The organism is Vibrio sp. QJM3NY_26, assembly GCF_057786005.1.
Window position 1 is genome coordinate 2,534,044 of the sequence record NZ_CM173515.1, and the last position, 23,444, is coordinate 2,557,487.

21 protein-coding genes are annotated in these 23,444 nt (G+C 43.4%); 10 read left to right on the forward strand and 11 right to left on the reverse strand.

All coding sequences use genetic code 11. The annotated features are described in order from the left end of the window. Window positions 1-94 precede the first annotated feature (94 nt). From AC3CH4_RS11085 to sdhC, 4 genes are read right to left on the reverse strand one after another with little or no spacing between them, the layout of a single operon-like run. Complete coding sequence (locus AC3CH4_RS11085; protein WP_004734213.1) at window positions 95-808, reverse strand: succinate dehydrogenase iron-sulfur subunit; 714 nt, start codon at window positions 806-808, stop codon at window positions 95-97. Window positions 809-820: 12 nt separating this feature from the next. Further along, window positions 821-2,587: a succinate dehydrogenase flavoprotein subunit gene (gene sdhA, locus AC3CH4_RS11090; protein ID WP_009847321.1), complete on the reverse strand. Its 1,767-nt coding sequence runs from the start codon at window positions 2,585-2,587 to the stop codon at window positions 821-823. Then, window positions 2,588-2,935 (reverse strand): succinate dehydrogenase, hydrophobic membrane anchor protein, encoded by a 348-nt coding sequence (gene sdhD, locus AC3CH4_RS11095; protein WP_004734215.1) that lies wholly within the window; start codon window positions 2,933-2,935, stop codon window positions 2,588-2,590. Beyond that, window positions 2,929-3,321, reverse strand: coding sequence for a succinate dehydrogenase cytochrome b556 subunit (gene sdhC, locus AC3CH4_RS11100; protein ID WP_012604532.1), 393 nt, complete (start codon window positions 3,319-3,321; stop codon window positions 2,929-2,931). Before sdhC ends, sdhD begins: the two co-directional genes overlap by 7 nt. A 414-nt stretch (window positions 3,322-3,735) precedes the next feature. Between sdhC and AC3CH4_RS11105 the strand changes: the two genes are divergently transcribed. Continuing rightward, window positions 3,736-5,025, forward strand: a complete 1,290-nt coding sequence (locus AC3CH4_RS11105; protein ID WP_004734217.1) for a citrate synthase — start codon at window positions 3,736-3,738, stop codon at window positions 5,023-5,025. A 136-nt stretch (window positions 5,026-5,161) separates the two neighbouring features. Here the strand turns inward: AC3CH4_RS11105 and AC3CH4_RS11110 are convergent, their stop codons facing one another. After that, window positions 5,162-5,920, reverse strand: a complete 759-nt coding sequence (locus tag AC3CH4_RS11110) for a Nif3-like dinuclear metal center hexameric protein (RefSeq protein ID WP_171308851.1) — start codon at window positions 5,918-5,920, stop codon at window positions 5,162-5,164. Between the two features lie 90 nt (window positions 5,921-6,010). Between AC3CH4_RS11110 and AC3CH4_RS11115 the strand changes: the two genes are divergently transcribed. After that, entirely contained in the window at window positions 6,011-6,769 is a 759-nt protein-coding gene (locus AC3CH4_RS11115; RefSeq protein ID WP_171314088.1) for a DUF1853 family protein, read from the forward strand. Between the two features lie 135 nt (window positions 6,770-6,904). Here AC3CH4_RS11115 and pgm read toward each other — a convergent pair whose 3' ends face one another. Then, window positions 6,905-8,551: a phosphoglucomutase (alpha-D-glucose-1,6-bisphosphate-dependent) gene (gene pgm / locus AC3CH4_RS11120; protein WP_473575967.1), complete on the reverse strand. Its 1,647-nt coding sequence runs from the start codon at window positions 8,549-8,551 to the stop codon at window positions 6,905-6,907. A 92-nt stretch (window positions 8,552-8,643) separates the two neighbouring features. After that, complete coding sequence (gene seqA, locus AC3CH4_RS11125) at window positions 8,644-9,183, reverse strand: replication initiation negative regulator SeqA (RefSeq protein WP_004734221.1); 540 nt, start codon at window positions 9,181-9,183, stop codon at window positions 8,644-8,646. 93 nt (window positions 9,184-9,276) lie between these two features. On the opposite strand from seqA, the gene AC3CH4_RS11130 reads away from it, so the two are divergent. From AC3CH4_RS11130 to fldA, 3 genes are all read left to right on the forward strand, one after another. Next, a complete protein-coding gene (locus AC3CH4_RS11130) occupies window positions 9,277-10,038 on the forward strand; it encodes an alpha/beta fold hydrolase (RefSeq protein ID WP_017088034.1) in 762 nt (253 codons plus the stop codon). A 108-nt stretch (window positions 10,039-10,146) separates the two neighbouring features. Continuing rightward, window positions 10,147-10,365, forward strand: a complete 219-nt coding sequence (locus AC3CH4_RS11135) for a DUF2788 domain-containing protein (RefSeq protein WP_004734223.1) — start codon at window positions 10,147-10,149, stop codon at window positions 10,363-10,365. Between the two features lie 57 nt (window positions 10,366-10,422). After that, on the forward strand, window positions 10,423-10,956 hold the full coding sequence (fldA, locus tag AC3CH4_RS11140; protein ID WP_004734224.1) for a flavodoxin FldA: 534 nt from the start codon (window positions 10,423-10,425) through the stop codon (window positions 10,954-10,956). Between the two features lie 96 nt (window positions 10,957-11,052). On the opposite strand, the gene AC3CH4_RS11145 is transcribed toward fldA, so the two are convergent. Beyond that, the gene (locus AC3CH4_RS11145) at window positions 11,053-11,559 is read right to left on the reverse strand and encodes a DUF4442 domain-containing protein (protein ID WP_114633860.1); all 507 of its coding nucleotides are present in this window, start codon (window positions 11,557-11,559) and stop codon (window positions 11,053-11,055) included. A 207-nt stretch (window positions 11,560-11,766) separates the two neighbouring features. Here AC3CH4_RS11145 and fcrX point away from each other — a divergent pair, with 207 nt between their 5' ends. Beyond that, window positions 11,767-12,216: a ferric iron uptake transcriptional regulator FcrX gene (fcrX, locus tag AC3CH4_RS11150; protein ID WP_004734226.1), complete on the forward strand. Its 450-nt coding sequence runs from the start codon at window positions 11,767-11,769 to the stop codon at window positions 12,214-12,216. Between the two features lie 198 nt (window positions 12,217-12,414). Here the strand turns inward: fcrX and glnS are convergent, their stop codons facing one another. Further along, on the reverse strand, window positions 12,415-14,082 hold the full coding sequence (gene glnS, locus AC3CH4_RS11155; protein ID WP_017085952.1) for a glutamine--tRNA ligase: 1,668 nt from the start codon (window positions 14,080-14,082) through the stop codon (window positions 12,415-12,417). Between the two features lie 302 nt (window positions 14,083-14,384). Beyond that, on the reverse strand, window positions 14,385-15,902 hold the full coding sequence (nagE, locus tag AC3CH4_RS11160) for an N-acetylglucosamine-specific PTS transporter subunit IIBC (protein WP_029222048.1): 1,518 nt from the start codon (window positions 15,900-15,902) through the stop codon (window positions 14,385-14,387). Window positions 15,903-16,419: 517 nt separating this feature from the next. Here nagE and nagA point away from each other — a divergent pair. The 4 genes from nagA to asnB all read left to right on the forward strand — a co-directional run bounded on the left by nagA (window position 16,420) and on the right by asnB (window position 22,349). After that, on the forward strand, window positions 16,420-17,556 hold the full coding sequence (gene nagA, locus AC3CH4_RS11165) for an N-acetylglucosamine-6-phosphate deacetylase (protein ID WP_488542958.1): 1,137 nt from the start codon (window positions 16,420-16,422) through the stop codon (window positions 17,554-17,556). Between the two features lie 2 nt (window positions 17,557-17,558). Further along, window positions 17,559-18,773 carry a DNA-binding transcriptional regulator NagC gene (gene nagC, locus AC3CH4_RS11170; protein ID WP_004734232.1) on the forward strand — a complete coding sequence of 405 codons (1,215 nt, stop codon included), beginning with the start codon at window positions 17,559-17,561 and terminating at the stop codon, window positions 18,771-18,773. An 84-nt stretch (window positions 18,774-18,857) separates the two neighbouring features. Then, window positions 18,858-20,444, forward strand: coding sequence for a cation:proton antiporter domain-containing protein (locus tag AC3CH4_RS11175; RefSeq protein WP_488542959.1), 1,587 nt, complete (start codon window positions 18,858-18,860; stop codon window positions 20,442-20,444). 234 nt (window positions 20,445-20,678) lie between these two features. Next, window positions 20,679-22,349 (forward strand): asparagine synthase B, encoded by a 1,671-nt coding sequence (gene asnB / locus AC3CH4_RS11180; RefSeq protein WP_004734234.1) that lies wholly within the window; start codon window positions 20,679-20,681, stop codon window positions 22,347-22,349. Between the two features lie 87 nt (window positions 22,350-22,436). Here the strand turns inward: asnB and rfaH are convergent, their stop codons facing one another. Then, window positions 22,437-22,943, reverse strand: a complete 507-nt coding sequence (gene rfaH, locus AC3CH4_RS11185; protein ID WP_114633863.1) for a transcription/translation regulatory transformer protein RfaH — start codon at window positions 22,941-22,943, stop codon at window positions 22,437-22,439. Window positions 22,944-23,444: the final 501 nt, after the last annotated feature.

Genomic DNA, 23,444 nt, shown 5'->3' on the forward strand with positions numbered 1-23,444 from the left:
TTCCCTTAACCAGTAGTTTTCACGTTTGCTGCGGTCTATGCCGAGCTATTAAAAGGCCGCCCCAAAACTTCTAGGGCGGCAATTTTTATATAACTTAAACCGAACGATTCACAAGCATGGTCTTGATGTGACCAATCGCTTTCGTCGGATTTAATCCCTTAGGACAAACACTTACACAATTCATGATGCCATGGCAACGAAAAACGCTAAATGCATCATCAAGATCGGACAGACGTTCGTCTGTCGCCGTATCTCGGCTATCTATTAGCCAACGGTATGCTGCAAGCAGGCCAGCTGGTCCGATGAACTTATCTGGATTCCACCAGAATGATGGGCACGAAGTTGTACAACATGCACACATGATACATTCATACAAACCATCTAAATGAGCACGCTCATCAGGGCTTTGTAGGTTTTCACGAGCCGGTGGCACATTACCATCAGACACTAAGAACGGCTTAACTTTTTCGTAGTTATCGTAGAACTGAGTCATGTCTACGATTAAATCACGTACCACAGGCAAACCTGGAAGTGGGCGAATTACGATTTTATCTTGGCCAGTAAGAGCAGACAGAGGTGTAATACACGCCAATCCATTTTTACCATTCATGTTCAAGCCATCAGAACCACATACACCTTCACGGCATGAACGACGGAATGAAATCGTTGGATCTTGCTCTTTCAAAAGAATAAGCGCATCCAAAAGCATCATGTCAGAGCCTTCCTCCACCTCTAGGGTGTACTCTTTCATGTAAGGCTTCTGGTCCACATCTGGGTTGTAACGGTATAAAGAGAAATTCAGTTTCATGGTCATATCTCCTTAGTACGTACGTGCTTTCGGCGGGAATGCTTCACGATGGATAGGTTCCATGTTCACGCCACGCTTAGTCATACTTTCTGATTCTGGGTTGTAAAGTGAGTGGCATAGCCATTGCTCATCATCACGGTCTGGGAAGTCAAAACGAGCATGCGCTCCACGACTCTCTGTACGGAAGTTTGCTGCAACCGCAGTTGCGAATGCCGTTTCCATCAAGTTTTCAAGCTCTAAACACTCAATACGTTGCGTGTTGAACTCTGTCGACTTATCTGAAAGGTGTGCATTCTTAAGACGCTCACGAATCACTTTAAGCTCTTCTAAGCCATCAGCCATCGCTTTACCTTCACGGAATACAGAGAAGTTGTTCTGCATACATTGCTGAAGATCTTTACGAATTACCGCAGGGTCTTCACCGTCAGTACTGTTTTCCCAACGATTGTAGCGCTCTAGTGAACGTTCAATGTCGGCTTCAGTTGCAGGTTTTGCTTCAGCTTGCTTATTCAAAGTCTCACCAAGGTGAAGACCTGTTGCACGACCGAACACAACCAAATCAAGTAGCGAGTTGCCACCTAGACGGTTTGCACCATGTACAGATACTGAAGCGATTTCGCCACAAGCGAATAGACCTTGAATTTCAACGTCTGTACCGTCTTCAGTTTGTTTGATTGCTTGACCAGAAACCTGTGTAGGAACACCGCCCATCATGTAGTGACACGTTGGGATTACAGGAATTGGTTCTTTAACAGGATCAACGTGAGCGAAGGTACGAGAAAGCTCACATACACCCGGCAGACGAGATTCAAGCGTCTCTTTACCTAGATGATCAAGTTTCAGCTTGATGTGTGGACCCCATGGACCATCACAACCACGACCTTCACGAATCTCAACCATCATCGAACGAGCTACAACATCACGACCTGCTAAATCTTTAGCATTCGGAGCATAACGTTCCATGAAGCGCTCGCCGTCTTTATTGAGAAGGTAACCACCTTCACCACGACAACCTTCTGTTACCAAAACACCTGCGCCAGCGATACCCGTTGGGTGGAACTGCCACATTTCGATGTCTTGCATTGGAACGCCTGCACGAATCGCCATACCAACACCGTCACCAGTGTTAATGTGTGCATTCGTTGTTGATGCGTAGATACGACCAGCACCACCAGTAGCAAGGATTGTTGCCTTCGCTTTGAAGTAGCAAACCTCGCCCGTTTCCATACAAAGCGCGGTAGTACCTAAGATTGCACCATCTTCGTTTTTAACAAGATCCAGTGCATACCACTCAGAGAAAACCGTCGTTTTGTGTTTAATGTTTTGTTGGTAAAGCGTATGAAGCAGTGCGTGACCAGTACGGTCAGCTGCCGCTGCAGTACGAGCCGCTTGCTCACCACCAAAATTCTTAGATTGGCCACCAAACGGACGTTGGTAAATACTGCCGTTATCAAAGCGAGAAAATGGAAGACCCATTTTTTCTAATTCGATAACTGACTCAGGGCCATTTTTACACATGTACTCGATAGCATCTTGGTCACCGATGTAATCGGAACCTTTAACCGTATCGTACATGTGTTGTTCCCAGTGATCTTCATGCGCATTACCAAGAGCAACGGTGATACCACCTTGCGCAGATACAGTATGAGAACGAGTTGGGAAAACTTTAGAAAGCAATGCACAAGATAGGCCTTGCTCAGAAATTTGTAGCGCGGCGCGCATACCAGCACCACCAGCGCCAATTACTACAGCATCAAACTCACGAACAGGAATAGTCACTTACGCACCCCACAAAATAAACAGACCAGAGAAGAAATATCCTAGAAGAACCGCAACAACACCGACTTGAAGACCAACGCGCAATTTTGCACATTTGATGTAGTCAGTTAGTACTTGCCACAAGCCGATCCACGCGTGAACCAAAATTGAAGTAAGTGCTAACATGGTGAAGACTTTAGTGAAGGTACCACCAAAGAATTGCGTCCAAGATGCGTAAGAAATATCACCTGAGAAAGCACAGAAGCTCACTAGGTAGATAGTGTAAAGCGTCATAATGATGGCTGTTGCACGAATCAATAGATAATCATGCACACCATTACGACCAAAAGTAGAAACGTTGTTTACCATACTAAGATCCCCGCTAGTAGAGACAATACCGCTGTTGCTGCGAATGCAACCTTCGCGCTCTTAGCGCCAGATTCCAGCTCTTCAAAGTGACCAAGGTCCATAAGAAGGTGACGAATACCACCAGCAATGTGGTAAGCCAAAGCGGTTAAAATGCCCCACAGAATAAACTTCACGAAGAAACCGTCGACAATGTCGCTAGCTTCCATAAAGCCTACAGGGGAAGAGAGGGAAATGGATAGTAACCAAAGCAGAATTCCGATCGCAACAAAAGTAATCACCCCAGACACACGGTGTAGGATGGAAGCTATTGCTGTGATAGGAAAGTGGATGGTCTGTAAATCTAAATTAACAGGTCTTGTCTTTCTTTCTTTCACGGGCTCGCTCACTCAGCTCCATTGAGCATGATGGTCATTAAATAACCTTATGTATTGTTATGGACAAAATTTGATTGCAAACCTTCAAAATTTAACATTAACTTAACAAATAACGTAAGTTGAGCCTTAGATAATTGTAAAATAATTGTTAACAGCTAGGTTTATGAAGACACCTCACATTTCTTCTTAGCCTTGCATTTATAAGGTTTTAACCAAACTTTTCAGCGCCACTATACGGCTGGCAACATTCTAATACAATTGATGCAACAAATAATGCTACACAGAACAGATTTTTAACGAATTTAATGTAAAAAACACTAACAAGTGCACACAAAGCTGCAGAAAAATTGACTTTCTCACGTAAGACCAGTAAAAAAATGGCACATAAACATCCTGGACGGATTAATAATAACAAAGGAGATTGTTATGGCGGATAAGAAAGCTACCCTTCATATTGAAGGTCAAGCACCGATCGAATTGCCGATTACAGAAGGTGTACTTGGTACTCCGGTCATCGACGTTCGTACACTGGGTTCTAATGGTTTTTTCACTTTTGATCCTGGTTTTCTTGCCACTGCATCTTGTGAATCGCAAATAACTTATATTGACGGTGGAAAAGGTATTCTTCTACACCGTGGTTATCCAATTGATCAACTGGCCAATAACGCTGATTACTTAGAAGTTTGTTACATTCTTTTATACGGCGAAGCCCCTTCTCGAGCTCAATACGAAGAGTTCAAGACGACAGTCACACGTCACACCATGGTTCATGAGCAAATTGCTAGTTTCTTCCACGGTTTCCGCCGTGATGCTCACCCAATGGCTGTTATGTGTGGTGTGGTAGGTGCGCTTGCTGCGTTCTATCATGATTCATTAGATGTTAATAACGACACACACCGTGAAATTGCGGCATATCGCCTAATTTCTAAGATGCCGACACTGGCTGCAATGTGTTACAAATATTCTATCGGTCAACCGTTTATCTACCCGCGCAATGACCTAGGCTACGCAGAAAACTTCCTACACATGATGTATGCAAACCCATGTGAAGAATACGAAGTAAACCCTGTTGTGGCTCGCGCAATGGACAAAATCTTTACGTTACATGCTGATCACGAACAAAATGCTTCAACGTCAACGGTTCGTTTAGCAGGTTCTTCGGGTGCAAACCCATTTGCTTGTATTGCAGCTGGTATCGCTTCTTTGTGGGGTCCTGCTCACGGTGGTGCTAACGAAGCTTGTCTAATGATGCTTGAAGAGATCGGTAGCGTAGACAACATTGAAGAATATGTAGCAAAAGCAAAAGACAAAGATGACCCATTCCGCCTAATGGGCTTCGGTCACCGTGTTTACAAAAACTACGATCCACGTGCAACAGTAATGCGTGAAGCGTGTCACGAAGTACTTAAAGAGCTAAACATTCAAGATCCACTACTAGACGTAGCAATGGAACTTGAGCGCATCGCTCTTTCTGACGAGTACTTTGTTTCTAAGAAGCTATACCCGAACGTAGATTTCTACTCAGGTATCATTCTGAAAGCGATCGGCATTCCTGTATCAATGTTCACAGTAATCTTCGCGATGTCTCGTACTATCGGTTGGATTGCACACTGGAACGAAATGCACAGCGATCCGACGAACCGTATCGGTCGTCCTCGTCAGTTGTATACTGGTGAAGAACAGCGTGATTTCCAAGCTCTACACGAGCGCGAATAGTCAAATTTAGACTTTTCTAATCGATTAAATTCAAAAAGGGTTGATGTATTAACATCAACCCTTTTTTGTCTTCCAGTATTTCGTATCACTTCAATGAAGGTACAAATATCCAGAAAGTCATAATCTCTAGACGTGGTTACACTGGATTATCAATATCGATAAATTCTACGTCTAAGCCATGTTCTTTCGTTAGCCATTCACCTAGCGCTTTCACACCATAGCGTTCTGTTGCATGGTGGCCTGCGGCAAAGTAATGAATGTCTTGCTCACGTGCAGAGTAAGTTGTGCGCTCTGAAATTTCACCAGAGATAAATGCATCAATACCTTGAGACGCAGCTAACTCAATATAGTCTTGACCACCACCAGTACACCAACCAACAGTCGTAATCATTTTATCTTGGTTTTCTGGAGTGATATGTAATGGCTTGCGGTTCAAAGCTTGGCCAATCTTTTCTGCGAACTCTGCACCAGTCATTGGTGAACTCAACTTACCAAACATCGCAACAGATTGTGGATGCCCTTCCAAGCCGCCTTCAACTTCAATGTCGAGCAACTCTGCAAGCTTGGCGTTGTTACCAAGTTCAGGGTGGATATCAAGTGGTAAGTGGTAACCCAAAAGGTTGATGTCGTTTTTAATCAGAGTTCGAATGCGCTTACCCTTCATACCACGAATGGCTTCTGACTCACCTTTCCAAAAGAAACCGTGATGGACTAATAAAGCGTCTGCGTTCAGCTCTACCGCTTTATCAATTAATGCTTGAGAAGCTGTCACACCAGTAACAATACGCTTTACTTGAGAAGTACCTTCCACTTGAAGACCATTAGGACAGTAATCTTTAATCTGCTGTGGCTGAAGTTTTTCGTTAAGTAGCTTTTCTAATTGTAAGTTATTCATTTTTCTTTCCAGCTTAACTTTATAATAACGTCGTTATATCAATTTACGGGTAGAATGTCGAAAGCCCCACGATGAGTTTATGAGGAACCGATGACAGCACTGCAACGTTTTTACCAATGGGTCATCGACTCACCGCCGTTACTGAAAATTAAGCCACCGATTTCCGATCTTGGTGCATTCTTAAGCACCCATGCCATCGACTCATCACACACTTATAACGGAAACCCAAGGTTAGGTTTCCTCTACCAGCATCTATGTGAACAAGTCATTGAAGCCTCACCTGATTATTCGGTCAAGTACGATGAGATTCAAATTAATGTTGAGGGAAGAACACTCGGTGCTATCGACTTTATTTTAGAAGAAGAAAGTAGCCAGAAACTGCAACACTGGGAAGTCGCGATCAAGTTTTACCTGCTCCATGAACAGACATGGTTTGGTCCTAACTCTCATGACCAATTGGATAAGAAGTTAGACAGGATGCTCACCCATCAAATTGGCATGTCCTCTTCAGCGGCGTTTGTGGAGCAATATCCAGAGATCGATGTCGACTCAAAACATCTCCTCATGCAGGGTCGTCTATATACCAACCCATTCTTAGATCAAAAAGTACCTACTGAATGTTTAGGCTATGACATTAATTCAAGCCAAGTAAACGGTTTTTGGTGTTATCAAAACCAAGCCCATTTAATTGCTGATGTACTCTACCCTCTCACCAAAGAGCAATGGGCAGCTGGCACTGATGACTTCACCTGTGAACCTATCACCGAGTTTGGTGATCGCTTCGTTCATGGGCAAACTAAATCAGGGCAGTTTTGGTTTGTGATGCCACAAAGTTGGCCACACGGTTAAGACAACCTACTCATTTACAAAGTAATTCAAGCACTTAGCATTAACCGCTATACCCACAAGCTGATAAAAAAGGGCTGATGCTTTCACATCAACCCTTTCACTATTTACTTGATGACTCTACTAATCGGTATTCGATTATAGGCCAGCGGCTGCAAATACTTGATTAACAATCTCTTGAGCTTCTACTTCGATTGCTTTCAGGTGCTCTTCACCTTTAAAGCTTTCACAGTAGATCTTGTAGATGTCTTCTGTACCTGATGGACGAGCAGCAAACCAACCGTTTTCAGTCGTCACTTTTAGGCCACCAATCGCAGCGCCATTACCCGGAGCGTGCGTTAGGCGTGCAGTAATTGGGTCACCAGCCAGCGTCTCAGCAGAAACCATCTCTGGAGACAGCTTCTTAAGTACGTCTTTTTGTGCACCGTTTGCTACCGCTTGAATACGGTTATACTTAGATTCGCCGTGTTTAGCAGCAAGCTCTTCGTAATATTCTTGTGGGTTCTTACCCGTTACTGCTGTGATCTCAGCCGCAAGCAAACAAAGAATTAGGCCATCTTTATCTGTTGACCAAGGCGTACCGTCTTTACGTAAGAAAGATGCGCCAGCACTCTCTTCACCACCGAAACCAAACTGACCGTTGTATAAGCCATCAACGAACCATTTGAAACCAACCGGCACTTCACAAAGTTCACGACCTAAGTCGGCAACAACACGGTCGATTAGTGCACTTGATACTAGTGTTTTACCCACTGCAACGTCTTTGCCCCAACCTTCACGGTTACGGTATAGGTAGTCAATACAAACCGCTAGGAAGTGGTTTGGATTCATCAAGCCTTTTGGCGTAACAATGCCGTGGCGATCGTAATCAGGGTCGTTACCAAACGCTAGTTGATAGTCATCTTTAAGCGCCAGTAAGCCTGCCATTGCGTACGGAGAAGAACAATCCATACGAACCACACCATCTTTGTCTAGAGACATAAATTGGAACGAAGGATCAACCGCTTCACTGACCAGAGTAAGATCTAGGTTGTACGCTTTGCCAATTTGACGCCAGTAATCAATACCGCTGCCACCCAGTGGATCAACACCAATCTTGATGTTTGCTTTCTGGATCGCTTCCATATCAACCACGTTAACCAAGTCAGCAATGTAAGGAGCAACGAGATCAACTTCTTTCACTAGCTCAGACTGTTTAGCCTGTGCGATAGGAGTACGCTTTACACCTTGCATTTGCTCAGCAATGATGACGTTCGCACGATCTTCAATCGCTTGAGTTAGCTCAGCCTCAGCAGGGCCACCGTGTGTCGGATTGTATTTAATACCACCGTCTTGTGGTGGGTTATGCGAAGGCGTGATAACAATGCCGTCCGCTTTTTTGTCATTCACTAGGTTATGCGTAAGAATCGCGTGCGAGATACCTGGTGTTGGAGTAAAGCCATTGTTTTCTTGAATAATAACTTCAACATCGTTGGCTACAAGCACTTCGATTACAGTAGAAAACGCAGGCTCAGAGAGAGCGTGAGTATCTTTACCTAGGAAAAGAGGTCCTGTTGTACCTTGCTCAGCACGAACTTCAGCCACCGCTTGTGCGATCGCGAGAATGTGGTTTTCATTAAATGTTGATTTGTCTGCTGTACCACGGTGACCTGAAGTACCGAACAGTACTTTGTGATCTGGGTTAGTAGCATCCGGTTGCTGTAAGAAATAGTTAGCAACTAAAGCCGGAATATTATGAAGATCTTCCTGCTGAGCTTTCTGCCCAGCACGAGGGTGCATAGCCATTTTTCGACATCCTTATATATAAAATTTAAAAACAAAAAAACCTCATAATATCTTCTTATCCATGGATATTATGAGGTTTAAATCAGATTTCGTTAAATTGAACCTGTTACTTTTTCTATCAATTCTGCTTGGAAACTCATGCGGCTCATAAGCTGTTCAACCATTTGTCTTTTACGGCTAGTGTTATTATTAGTTATAACCCAAAAAGGACTTTGTGGAATGGCTTTAGGCTTCGTTGTGTTGCCGTTTGCTAGCAAGGTCTCTTCGTTGTCTGCAAAGTAAACACGCTTGCGGCCTTTTACTTGAGTTGCTTCTGAAAAGCTTAAAGGGTCGATTTTATGCAGTGTCGATAACACAAGCATGAAACGATCAATGGCTTTCTTCAGTGATGCAAACTCATCTGATATTAGTAGTGAGCGCATTTCTTTAACACCATCGAACTTCTCTGGAGTAAAGCCTACCTCTTTGCTAACAACGATACCTTTTGGCTCAACGATCTCTTCGATCGGAACCATGCCTTGGCTATCAACCTGTAATAAGCGGCGCAGAATATCTGAAGCGCTTTCGCCAATACGTTCTGTCTGACCCGCAATAAAACGGTATAGGTCCTCATCAACCTCAATTGTTTTCATTCGCTTTTCACAATCTCAATGTTTAAACTCTGGGGGATTATAGCGAGATCCGCGCGGATACTCTACGTCAAACCCACCATGAATAAGATAAAAATGTCAGTACAGCTCAACTATAAATTAGAAGGTGCGGGTCACACCATTGTTTTGATCCATGGATTATTCGGTAATCTGGACAACCTTGGCTTGCTCGCTAGGGATCTAAAAGCCGATCACCAGGTACTTAGTATCGATCTACGCAACCACGGCCAATCCTTCCATAGTGACACTCACGACTATAAAGCAATGGCACAAGATGTGGCTCAACTACTGAATGATCTTGAGTTAAATGATGTCACTGTGATTGGTCACTCCATGGGTGGCAAGGTAGCGATGGCGCTGACACAACATCTTACGCTGCATAAATTGATTGTCTTGGATATGGCACCAGTCGCGTACACCCAAAGTCGTCACGACAACGTATTCGCCGGCCTACAAGCCGTGATAGAAGAAAAACCGACATCACGCTCAGACGCGCTTAAGATCCTCGCAAAACATATCGAAATTGATGGGGTTCGCCAGTTTTTGACCAAATCTTTGTTCAAAACGGAACAAGGCATCATGGAATGGCGCTTCAACGTTGCTTCGTTATTGAGCAACTATCCACAAATTATTGGTTGGGAACCGATCGAGAAAACCTCGGTCAAAACCTTGCTAATAAAAGGTGGGGATTCTGATTACCTCACAGCTGAGCATCAAACCGCCGTTCAACAGCAGTTTTCCAACGCAAAGGCTCATGTTATCGCTAACACGGGACACTGGTTACACGCGGAAAAGCCAGCTGAAGTACTCCGTGCAATAAGAAAATTCATCGCTTAGATAGGTTGATTAGTCGATATAAATGAGAGCTGTGTAATCACAGCAGATTAACTTTATCTCACAACAGTGATATAGTGCGCCCAAGCAAATTTGGTATATAAGGTTCCCATGCTTTACGACTACATGAACATCATTGAATCCATTGGTTTAGATCTTCTGTTTGCCGCGATTTTCTTTCTAATCGGAATGGCAATTAAAGACGTTCTAAAGGAAGGAAATGTTCCTGCATTTGGTCGTCGCATCGTATGGTTAGTACTTTTCCTTGGCTGCGCAGGTTTTATCGCAAAAGGGATAATCCAACTAAGCTGGGAAGGAACTGGAATCTAACGATTTCCTCCGAACTTTATTACACCGACAACAGACAAAATGAAAGGTAATGATTCTATGGCAAGTGTAGGTCTCTTCTTTGGTAGCGATACAGGTAACACTGAAGCTGTTGCTAAGATGATTCAAAAGCAATTGGGCAAGCAGCTCGTTCAAGTTCAAGACATTGCAAAAAGCAGCAAAGAAGATATCGATAACTTCGATCTACTGCTGCTTGGTATCCCTACGTGGTACTACGGCGAAGCACAATGTGATTGGGACGACTTTTTCCCTGAGCTAGAAGCTATTGATTTTTCAACTAAGCTTGTTGCTATCTTTGGTTGTGGCGACCAAGAAGATTACGCAGAATACTTCTGTGATGCTATGGGTACTATCCGTGACATCGTTGAAGCGAAAGGCGGTACTATCCTAGGTCACACATCAACTGAAAGCTACGAATTTGAAGCATCGAAAGGCTTAGTTGAAGGCGATGACAGCCAATTCGTTGGTCTATGTATCGATGAAGACCGTCAACCTGAGCTAACTGATGAGCGTGTATCTAACTGGGTTAAACAAATCCACGAAGAAATGTGCCTAGCAGAGTTAGAAGACTAATTCTCTAGCGATTGTTAATTGTTACAATTAATGACCGATATGTAGATATGAAAAAACCTCCTTATAGGAGGTTTTTTGCTATTTAATGTTCATCAATCAACACTCAGCTTCTAATGCTTCGTCATCCTCTCTGAACTGCGGCTTCTTTCTCACATACAGGGTTCGCTGAATTTCTGACACCACATTCCCCTGCTTATCTTTAACGTGGATAATAAATTCGGGGAAGCACTTCTCACCAAGCTGTGTCTGACGATAGATATCATCCAGTTGCCCTTGGCTTATCTCAAAATCTGCATACAAGTCGGATTGACCCGGCTTGATAAAGTTAATACTCGCCTCTTTATCCCAAACATAATATCGCTCACCTAAAATACCCATTAACATCAAAGAGTAAACTGGATCGGTAAGAGAAAAGATACTGCCGCCATATTGAGTACGATTGGCGTTCTTATTCCACCAGCGCAGCTTTAGTATCGTCTTAACAACCCTAAAGTCATGGCTAATGTGAGCTATTCGAATTCCCGATCCCCAAAAAGGAGGCCAAATATTGAGAGCAAATTTTACAATGTTGGGTTTATATATTTTTGCGAGTTGCTTATTCATAACAACATTCCATGTTCATATCAGAAACACCGTCAGCTTGACTGGTCGTACCTCCACTATAAGTGAGATACTTCCAATTTACAAAACAGATTGTGATGTCAGTAAGTAACCCTTTGAAGTTCGTGGTTTATTGTTATGCCTGACTAAACTATAATGGTATTAATATTGAATTCTGTTAATTGCTGCAGATCATCAACAGGAAAGTATATGTCAGACAATAATCAAGCGCTAAAAGATGCTGGTCTTAAAGTGACCCTCCCACGGCTCAAAATTTTAGAAGTATTACAACAACCAGACTGCCAACATATTAGTGCTGAAGATTTATATAAAAAGCTGATCGATTTAGGTGAAGAGATAGGTCTTGCGACCGTTTATCGCGTACTGAACCAATTCGATGATGCTGGCATTGTAACTCGCCACCACTTTGAAGGTGGTAAGTCTGTATTTGAACTTTCAACACAGCATCACCACGATCACCTAGTATGTTTAGACTGCGGTGAAGTTATCGAATTCTCTGATGATCTTATCGAAGAAAGACAAAAAGAAATCGCTCAACGCTACAACGTACAGCTAACCAACCACAGTTTGTATCTGTATGGTAAAAGCATCACTGGGGATTGCAAAGGCAACCCAGACGCACATAAAGCGAAGAAGTAACACAGAACGCTGGCTTAGGCCGGCGTTTTTTATTTGGGTTGATACCGTATTAAGAATCACAGTAACTTGGCCCACAATTTGGTTATTTCCCAGACACAAAAAAACCGGCTCTAAGCCGGTTTTTTATTAAGCGTATCTTGAGAAAGTAAGCTTTAAGACACTAAGCTTGGAAAAACAGAACTGAGAAAAACAAAGCCATTAAGCTTCAGTTTTACCCCAAGTATCACGTAGGCCAACAGTACGGTTGAATACTAGCGCGTCTGCTTTCGAGTCTTTCGAATCTACGCAGAAGTAACCTGTACGTTCAAACTGATACGCTTGCTCTGCCACACCTTCTGCTAGGCTAGGTTCAACAAAACCGTTTAGCGTAACAAGTGACTCAGGGTTAAGCGTTGCAGCGAAATCATCAGCAGCGGCTGGGTTTGCCACAGTGAATAGACGATCGTACAAACGAATCTCAGCAGGCAGTGCTTTATCAGCCGATACCCAATGGATAACGCCTTTCACTTTACGGCCATCTGCAGGGTTCTTACCGAGTGTTTCATTGTCGTAAGAACAGAAGATAGTCGTAATGTTGCCTTCTGCATCTTTTTCGATACGTTCAGCTTTGATCACGTAAGCACCACGTAGGCGAACTTCTTTACCTAGAACCAAACGCTTGTACTTCTTGTTTGCTTCTTCACGGAAGTCGTCACGTTCAATCCAAACTTCGCGTGTAAATGGAACTTCACGAGTACCCATTTCTGGCTTGTTCGGGTGATTTGCCACTGTCAGTGTTTCTACTGTATCAGCGTCGTAGTTTTCAATCACGACCTTGATAGGGTCAAGAACAGCCATTGCACGAGGTGCATTTTCGTTCAGATCATCACGGATACAAGATTCAAGTGAGCCGAACTCAATCATGTTCTCTTGCTTAGTCACACCAATACGTTTACAGAATTCGCGAATCGAACTTGAAGTGAAGCCACGACGACGCAAACCAGAGATTGTTGGCATACGTGGATCGTCCCAACCTTCAACTAGGTTTTCAACCACAAGTTGGTTCAGCTTACGCTTCGACATTACCGTGTATTCAAGATTCAGACGGCTAAACTCATACTGTCGAGGTTGGCAATCAATCGTGATGTTGTCTAGAACCCAGTCATACAAACGACGGTTATCTTGGAATTCAAGCGTACAGATAGAGTGCGTAATGCCCTCTAGCGCATCAGAGATACAGTGAGTGAAGTCGTACATTGGGTAAATGCACCACTTGTCAGCAGTCTGATGGTGGTGAGCAAAACGAACACGGTAGATAACTGGATCGCGCATAACCATGAAAGATGAGCTCATGTCGATCTTAGCACGTAGACATGCTTTGCCTTCTTCGAAGCCACCGTCACGCATTTTCTCAAATAACGCTAGGTTTTCTTCAGGGCTACGATCGCGGTATGGGCTCGCTTTACCAGGCTCTTTTAACGTGCCACGGTATTCACGGATCTGCTCAGGACTTAGCTCGTCAACATACGCTAAGCCTTTATTAATTAATTCCACAGCATAAGCGTAAAGCGTATCGAAGTAGTTTGATGAGTAACAAATATCACCAGACCATTCGAAGCCTAACCAGCTTACATCATTCTTAATTGACTCAACGTATTCAACGTCTTCTTTTTCAGGGTTTGTATCATCGAAACGAAGATTACATTGTCCCTGGTAGTCCTGAGCAATACCAAAGTTCAAGCAAATAGATTTAGCGTGACCAATGTGCAGGTAGCCATTTGGCTCCGGCGGGAAACGAGTATGCACGCTACTGTGTGTACCATCCGCTAAATCTTTATCGATAATTTGGCGAATGAAATTCGATGGACGAGCCTCAGCTTCACTCATCTATAGCACCTCTATGTATTTAGTATTGTCAGAGAAAGTTATCTTTCATATCCGAGACAAAGGCGGCTTTTGCTGCCTATCAAAGATAGAAAGATCATTGTTGCTAATCATCCACAATTCTTCGCCTTTGCACAATAAGAACCATCAGTTAATTGTGATTATTTCTGCTATTCGATGAAGAATAGAACGAACCTTGTTCACTGGCCTTAAATGACAGGCACAAAAAAGCCTCCCGTGTGGGAGGCTTTCAATTTGAAACTTAGTTAAGAGCCGTTGTTACGTCTTAACAAGTACTTCCTTTACTATGGAAGTTTTACATCAGATAGGTCTTCACCTGCACCGATAGCTTTCATTTCGCCAGCGACGATTTCAGCTAGTGGGCCTAGGATAACCTGTAGGTTGTTCTCACCTAGTTTAACCACACCTTTAGCGCCAAGTTTCTTAAGAACAACTTCATCAGCGATAGAGCGGTCTTTAAGAGTTAGACGTAGACGAGTGATACAAGCATCGATTGAAGTCAGGTTTTCGTGACCACCTAGAGCTTTCAGGTATTGACGAGCAACGTCACCTTTTGGCGCGTCACCAGCAGGAGCTGCTGCAGCTTCGTCATCATCTTCACGACCTGGCGATTTCAAGTTGAAAGCGCGGATTGCGAAAGAGAAAGTGAAGAAGTATAGAGCACCGAATGCTAAGCCAATCAATAGTAGAGTGAATGGTTTAGTTGCTAGACCCCAGTTCAGTACGAAGTCGATTAGACCAGCAGAGAAACCGAAACCGTGCAGAGTACCAAACATGTTTGCCACTACTAGAGACAGACCTGTAAATACCGCGTGCATTGCGTATAGAGCAGGAGCTAGGAATACGAACATGAATTCTAGCGGCTCTGTGATACCTGTTAGGAATGAACAGAATGCAACTGAGAACAATGCGCCACCAACTTGGCTACGTTTTTCAGCAGGAGCAGCTAGGTACATTGCAAGTGCAGCACCTGGTAGACCGAACATCATTACTGGGAAGAAACCGTTCATGAATACGCCAGCGCCTTTATCGCCACCGAAGAAACGGTGTAGGTCGCCAGATTTAACTGTTTCAGTCACTTCTTTAACAACAGTAGTAATCTCTGGAGTTACTGAGTTAGCGAATGTGAATGTATGCTCTTGACCAACAACTAGAGTTTTAGCCAGTGCCGGGTCAACACAAAGTTGAGTGATGTTAGCGAATGCGCCTTGACCAGCAACGATGATTTCTTGACACGTACCCATACCGAACCAGAAGTATGAGTTCAATACGTGGTGTAGACCTACAGGGATTAGTGCACGGTTAAGAGTACCGTAAACGAATTGGCCAACAGCACCAGACGTTGATACCGCGTGAGCTAGTGCATCTAGACCAGATTGAATACCAGGCCAAACCACACCAGACACAGCACCTGCAACAAGTGCAAATAGACCGGCCATGATAGGTACTAAACGTTTACCCGCGAAGAAAGCCAGCCACTCAGGAAGGCGTGTTGCATGGAAAGCGTTGTAAGAGTGACCTGCGATGATACCTGCGAAGATACCGCCGAAGAATGACATGTTAACGTCTGCGTTAATTGTGGTTGCTGTTGCTGTTAGTACGAAGTAAGCAACTGCACCAGCAAGACCCGCTGCGCCGTTACCGTCTTTAGAAAGACCAATCGCGATACCTAGACCAAATAGCAATGGTAGGTTACCGAAGATAGCACCACCAGCTTCTGCCATGAATGGAATATCAAGTAAATCGCCTTGACCTAAACGTAAAAGAAGCGCCGCAATCGGAAGCGTTGCGATTGGTAGCATTAACGCCTTACCAAGCTTCTGTGCATATCCTAGAATATTCACCAGTTGTTTCCCCCTATAGGATTTTTTAGAATTCGTTTGAGAAACTTATTTTAGTCGCTCAATTTAGTCCTATTCAGTGTATTCAATTAATTTTGCTCCGCAAATTAAAACCTTACCATTTGTGATCGTAATCACCAGTTTTTACCAAATCCAGAGGTTTTTGCTAGCGAGATCATAAAACTTATTTTATCATTCAAAAAAATGAACGTTTATAGATAAAATCTAAACCTAACCATTAGGTAAAATGATGGTATCCCTGGGTTTACGCTGTCCAATAAATAATCATTAAAAGTGAACCTAAATGTATATCAATAATCAATTGTTCATATATTTTTCAACAACTTAAATAGCTTCCCATTTTGAAGCCGTTTGCCCATAAAAGATAAATCGTTACGTAAATGATGCTCGCAAACTAAGTCCACATTTAGGTAACGAACAAATTTTAAAGATCTCACGAAATAAGGATTAGCTGACTATGTACGCGCTAAGTAACTGTAAAATTTACACTGGTAGTGATGTTCTAACCGATCATGCTGTTGTAATCGAAAACAAACTGATCAAAAAAGTCTGTCCTATCTCTGAATTACCAGAAGGAATCGAAGTTCGCGACCTAAACGGAGCAAACCTAAGCCCAGGCTTCATTGACCTACAATTGAATGGTTGTGGCGGTGTAATGCTTAACGATGAGATCACTGCAGACACAATGCAGATCATGCACAAAGCAAACCTTAAATCTGGCTGTACTAGCTTCCTGCCAACGCTAATCACTTCTTCTGACGAAGACATGCGCGCGGTTATTACCGCAGCTCGTGAGTATCACAACCAATACCAAAACCAATCTCTTGGCCTACACCTTGAAGGCCCGTATTTAAACGTCGCGAAAAAAGGCATTCACAGCGTCGATCACATTCGTAAATCAGACAGCGAAATGATTGAGCTTATCTGTGAGAACAATGACCTTGTTGCAAAAGTAACATTGGCTCCAGAACTCAACGACCCAGAACACATTGAGCGTCTGCGCAAAGCTGGTGTGGTTGTTTCGATTGGTCACACGAATGCAACGTACGCAGAAGCTCGTCAAGGTTTCGAATCAGGTATCACTTTTGCCACTCATCTATTCAATGCAATGACTCCTATGGTTGGTCGTGAGCCTGGCGTTGTTGGCGCGATTTACGATACGCCTGAGGTTTATGCTGGCATTATTGCCGATGGCTTCCATGTTGATTACGCAAACATCAGAATTGCGCATAAAATCAAGGGAGAAAAGTTGGTATTAGTGACGGATGCCACAGCTCCTGCAGGTGCTGACATGGAATACTTTATTTTTGTCGGTAAGAAAGTATATTACCGTGATGGTAAGTGTGTTGATGAAAACGGCACACTGGGCGGCTCAGCTCTGACTATGATTGAAGCAGTTCAGAATACAGTTGAGCACGCCGGTATCGCTTTAGACGAAGCTCTTCGCATGGCTACGCTATACCCAGCTACGGCTATCGGTGTAGAAAGCAAGCTAGGTCGAATCAAAAAAGGCATGGTTGCAAACCTAGCTGTATTTGACCGAGACTTTAACGTTAAAGCGACTGTTGTTAACGGACAATACGAGCACAATTAAGTATGAATGGCGGACAAATAGGTAACGTAGACTTAGTTAAACAACTAAACAGTGCGGCGGTATACCGACTAATAGACCAACAAGGGCCTATCAGTCGTATACAAGTGGCTGATGTAAGCCAACTCGCACCGGCAAGTGTTACAAAAATTACCCGCCAACTTTTAGAGCGCGGCCTAATTAAAGAGGTTGCGCAGCAAGCGTCTACTGGCGGTAGACGCGCTATCTCCCTAACCACAGAAGTAGAGCCTTTTCACTCTGTCGCTGTGCGCTTGGGTCGAGATTACATTCAAATAAGCCTGCATGACCTTGGCGGTCGTGAGCTGGCTTTCCAACAGCAAGACCTGAATTACTCAGACCAATCAGACCTCACCCAAGGCTTGGTCAATAACTTGAAGGCTTTCATTGCTGAACACCAACCAAAGATCGACCAACTGATTGCCATTGGTGTCACTCTTCCAGGCTTGGTTAACCCAACGACAGGTGTGGTTGAGTACATGCCAAATACAGACATCGATAACCTTGCGTTAAGCGACATTATTCGCGACACATTCCATGTTGCTTGTTTTGTTGGTAATGACGTTCGAGGAATGGCACTTGCTGAGCACTACTTCGGTGCAAGTAAAGACAGCCAAGATTCTATTTTGGTTAGCGTTCACCGTGGTACTGGTGCTGGTATTATTGTTAATGGTCAGGTTTTCCTTGGCCATAACCGCAACGTGGGTGAAATTGGTCATATCCAAATTGATCCACTTGGCGAGCAATGCCAATGCGGTAATTTCGGTTGTCTTGAAACCGTAGCGGCAAACCCTGCCATTGTTGAACGTGTCCAAAAGCTAATTAAGCAAGGTTATGAGTCCTCGCTAACAGAGATTGAGCACATTACCATTCAAGATGTATGTGACCATGCTATCAATGGCGACGAACTGGCTAAGCAAAGTTTGGTTCGAGTAGGTAATCAACTGGGTAAAGCTATCGCAATGACGATTAACTTGTTTAACCCTCAGAAAGTTATCATTGCTGGTGATATTACAAAGGCACAAGAGATTGTTTTCCCTGCAATTAAGCGCAATGTAGAGAATCAGTCGTTAACGGCTTTCCATAGCGGCCTGCCTATTGTAGCATCACAGATCGATAAACATCCTACGATGGGAGCTTTTGCCATGATTAAGCGCGCTATGCTCAACGGTGTGTTACTTCAAAAGCTTCTTGAAGACTAAAGAAAAACAACTCTGATTTTCCGCGGGCCGTGTTTGTATAAACACGGCCCGTTTTTTTAAGCTAGGGAACTACTACTACAAGTTATGGAACTTATATTAATATCCACTGCGTTTATTGCAGGATTTATTGCTTTAAAGTGTCACCTTCCCCCATTGGTCGGCTTTTTGGTCGCTGGTTTTGGGCTCTTTGCTCTGGGTTTTGAAACCAATGACACCATCATTACCTTGGCTGACCTTGGTGTCACCCTGCTTCTATTTACGATTGGCTTAAAGCTCGATATCAAAACCCTGCTCTCTAAAGAGATCTGGGCTGGCGCAACAATCCACAACCTTTTATCCACTCTGTTTTTTGCGGTCGCCCTGTTTGGTTTTAAATTCCTAGGTATTTCCTCGTTGGCAGCTATGTCAATAGAACAGATTGTTCTACTCGGTTTTGCCCTTTCATTCTCTAGTACCGTATTCGCAGTTAAGTCTCTGCAAGAGAAAGGGGAAATGAATGCGACCTATGGAACATTAGCGATCGGTATTCTGGTCATGCAGGATATCTTTGCCGTGGTCTTCTTAACGGCATCGACAGGCAAAATTCCAGAGTGGTATGCCATCGCACTGTTCGCTTTGCCATTCTGTCGTCCATTGTTCTACAAAGTCCTCGACTGGGTTGGTCACGGCGAAATGTTGGTGCTGTTCGGCATTTTCTTCGCATTGGTCGTCGGTGCAGGCTTGTTCCAGTTTGTAGGGGTTAAACCAGATCTAGGTGCTCTGATCTTAGGTATGTTGTTAGCCGGTCACCCAAAAGCTTCAGAGCTGTCGAAATCGCTGTTTAACCTCAAAGAGCTTTTCCTTGTCTGCTTCTTCTTGAATATTGGATTATCCGAGCAACCTACCATTCAAGGCTTTATGCTCGCCATCTTATTCTTGCTGTTACTGCCAGTGAAAGGCGTGCTTTACTTCTTGGTACTCAACCGCTTCAAATTCCGTGTTCGAACCTCTCTACTCGCCTCTCTATCATTGTTTAACTACAGTGAATTTGGTCTTATCGTCGGTGGTCTTGCCTTTAAGATGGGGTGGATATCTGGCGATATATTAGTGGCGGTGGCGATTGCGGTTTCGTTATCGTTCTTAATCGCTGCTCCTTTAAACAAAGCGGGTCATAAGCTTTATCAACAGTCAGGTAAGTGGCTCAAAGAGCACGCTGCTGAAAAGCTTCATCAACGTGATAAACGAATTGATCCAGGTCGCGCACAAGTGCTTATTCTTGGTATGGGACGTATTGGTACCGGCGCCTACGATGAATTGCGTTCACGCTATGGCAAGGTTAGCTTAGGTGTCGAAGTTCGTGAAGAAGCCGCACACAACCATAGAAGCCTTGGAAGAAACGTTATTTCTGGCGATGCAACTGACCCAGATTTCTGGGAGCGTATCTTAGATACAGCAAACGTGAAGTTAGTGATCTTGGCGATGCCTCATCACCAAGGTAATCAAACAGCCTTAGAACAGCTAAAATCACGTGATTTTAAAGGTCAAATCGCAGCCATTGCTGAATACTCCGACCAGCTAGAAACATTGAAAGAGAATGGTGTCGATGCGGCATTCAACATTTACAGTGAAGCTGGTAGTGGTTTTGCTCGACACGTATGTGAGCAATTAAACCCAAACATCAATAAGATCTAGTCCTAAACATTGTCTAGTTAACCTCTCAAAATTGCTGTTCTTTTGCACTTTTGAGAGGTTTTTGTTTAAAAAACCAACCGCAATTAGACGCCACTCACCAAAACCACCTTAAAATTAGATAATTTCTAACAGAAACCCCTTTATATTATTTTTTTGCTCACATTCGGTTGCTTTTTTTAGCCAGAATGGCAAATTGAATACAGTTGATTTAGAAATTATTTAAAAGGAAGTTCTATGTGTTCAGTATTTGGCATTCTCGACATTAAAAGTGATGCCGCAGCACTTCGCCCTATTGCTTTAGAAATGTCTAAAAAGCTTCGTCACCGTGGCCCAGACTGGTCTGGTATCTATGCTGGTGAAAAAGCAATTCTTGCTCACGAGCGTTTGGCTATCGTTGGTCTTAACAGTGGTGCACAACCACTATACAGCCAAGATAAAAAGCATATTCTTGCAGTGAATGGCGAAATTTATAACCACAAAGAACTTCGCGCACGCTATGAAGATAAGTACCAGTTCCAGACTGACTCTGACTGTGAAGTTATCCTAGCGTTATACCAAGAAATGGGCGCGGACCTTTTAGAAGAACTTAACGGTATTTTCGCATTCGTTTTATACGACGAAGAGAAAGACGAATACCTAGTCGGCCGTGACCATATTGGTATCATCCCGCTTTACCAAGGCTACGACGAGCACGGCAACTACTACGTTGCTTCAGAGATGAAAGCACTCGTTGAAGTATGCAAGACGATCAGTGAGTTCCCTCCTGGTAGCTTCTATTCTTCGAAAGATGCAGAGCCTCATCGCTACTACATCCGCGATTGGAATGAATACGCTGCGGTACAAGGTAACAGCACAAGTAAAGAAGAACTGACTGAAGCGCTAGAAGCTGCAGTTAAACGTCAACTAATGACAGATGTACCTTATGGTGTACTTCTATCTGGTGGTCTTGATTCTTCAATCACTTCAGCAGTCGCTAAACGTTTTGCTGCAATGCGTATCGAAGACGATGAGCAATCAGAAGCTTGGTGGCCACAACTACACTCATTCGCAGTAGGTCTAGAAAACGCACCTGATCTGATTGCTGCTCGTGAAGTCGCTGATAAAATCGGTACAGTACACCACGAGATGACTTACACCATTCAGGAAGGCTTAGATGCAATCCGTGATGTTATCTACCACATTGAAACTTACGATGTAACGACGATTCGAGCTTCAACGCCGATGTACTTGCTTGCTCGTAAGATCAAGGCAATGGGTATCAAAATGGTACTGTCTGGTGAAGGTGCTGATGAGATCTTTGGTGGCTACCTGTACTTCCATAAAGCGCCAAACGCAAAAGAGTTCCACGAAGAAACCGTGCGTAAGCTTCTTGCTCTAAGCATGTTTGACTGTGCTCGCGCCAACAAATCACTTGCGGCATGGGGTGTTGAAGGTCGTGTTCCATTCTTGGACAAAGAGTTCATCGATGTAGCAATGCGTTTGAACCCTGAAGATAAGATGTGTGGTAACGGTAAAATGGAGAAACACATTCTACGTGAGTGTTTTGAAGACTACCTACCAGATTCAATTGCATGGCGTCAAAAAGAGCAGTTCTCTGATGGTGTTGGCTACGACTGGATTGACACATTAAAAGCAACGGCTGAAGAAAAAGTAACGGATCAACAAATGGAAGCTGCTAAGTTCCGTTTCCCTTACAACACGCCAACAACCAAAGAAGGTTATGCTTACCGTGAAATTTTTGAGGAGCTATTCCCTCTAGAATCAGCGGCAGAATGTGTACCTGGTGGTCCTTCAGTTGCTTGTTCATCAGCGAAAGCGATTGAGTGGGATGAGTCATTCAAAAACTGTGTCGACCCATCAGGTCGTGCAGTACAAGCCGTTCACAACGATGCTTACAACGCTTAGCGCGTTTTGAACAAACCCTAAAGACTAAAAAAGGCGCATTATGCGCCTTTTTGTTTTAAGCCTATTTTTTGCTTTGTATTACTGCACTTATGCGTGAGCTTGTAGTGCTTCGTTCTCAATACTGATCGGAACCACTTTGCTGATCATTTTTACCAGCATAATAGATCGAGCTTCACCATCTTTCTGATGGAAAATAGCTTCAACCCCAGCAAACTGACCACTATTGATCTTGACCACTTGCCCTGATTCAAACTCAAAACAGCACTCTTCAGGTTCATCTTCGCAGCACTTCTCAAACTCTTTCAGTTCATACACTAAGTCGCCTTGGACTTCATGTGGCCTTGCTCCAAACTTAATAAAGTCGACAACGCCACGGGTCGAACGAACTGTCGTAAAACTAGGGCCTTGCTCATAATCAAAGCGAACAAAGATATAAGACGGGAACAGCGGTTCTTTGACCTGCTTCTCTTTCCCTCTCACGACCTTCTTGACATCGATTTGAGGATAAAAGCACTCTACCCCCTGATTTTCTAGGTGCTGTTGAGCGCGTTTTTGATCACCACGCTTACAGTAAAGTAAATACCAACGTTTCATTTAACTAGCCATTTTATATTTTTAGATATTTTACCACATGCCTAAAACGGTTGAATCGCCATTAATAAAATGAATCATTGTGAGCAAGAAATATTGCGTAGCAGACCAATTTATCAACAAAAAGTTATAGGAGCTAAAAGTGGTTAAGCATTGTACAGAGATCATTTAGAGATCAAAAGGCTCATTGTTGTAAGCATATGTATCCCACCTTTAATGGGGATTTCATTCTATTTAATCTCAAACCAATACGCCAGACCAATATATCTAAACACTTTTATTCGATGTCGCTTTAAAAAAGCTCACTTACCAACCAGCTCAAATCTGGAAAGTTAGTTTGCAGCACACTCGAAATAATCAACATCAAAATCAAAGAGCTTTAATATCAATAACTTAACAAAATTCAGTTATCGTAACCATAAAATACACCTATTGCAGACTTTTATCCCACTGTGTATACATGAGTGACTATAAAATCTTTTAATACCTAAAATTAGTAAAACT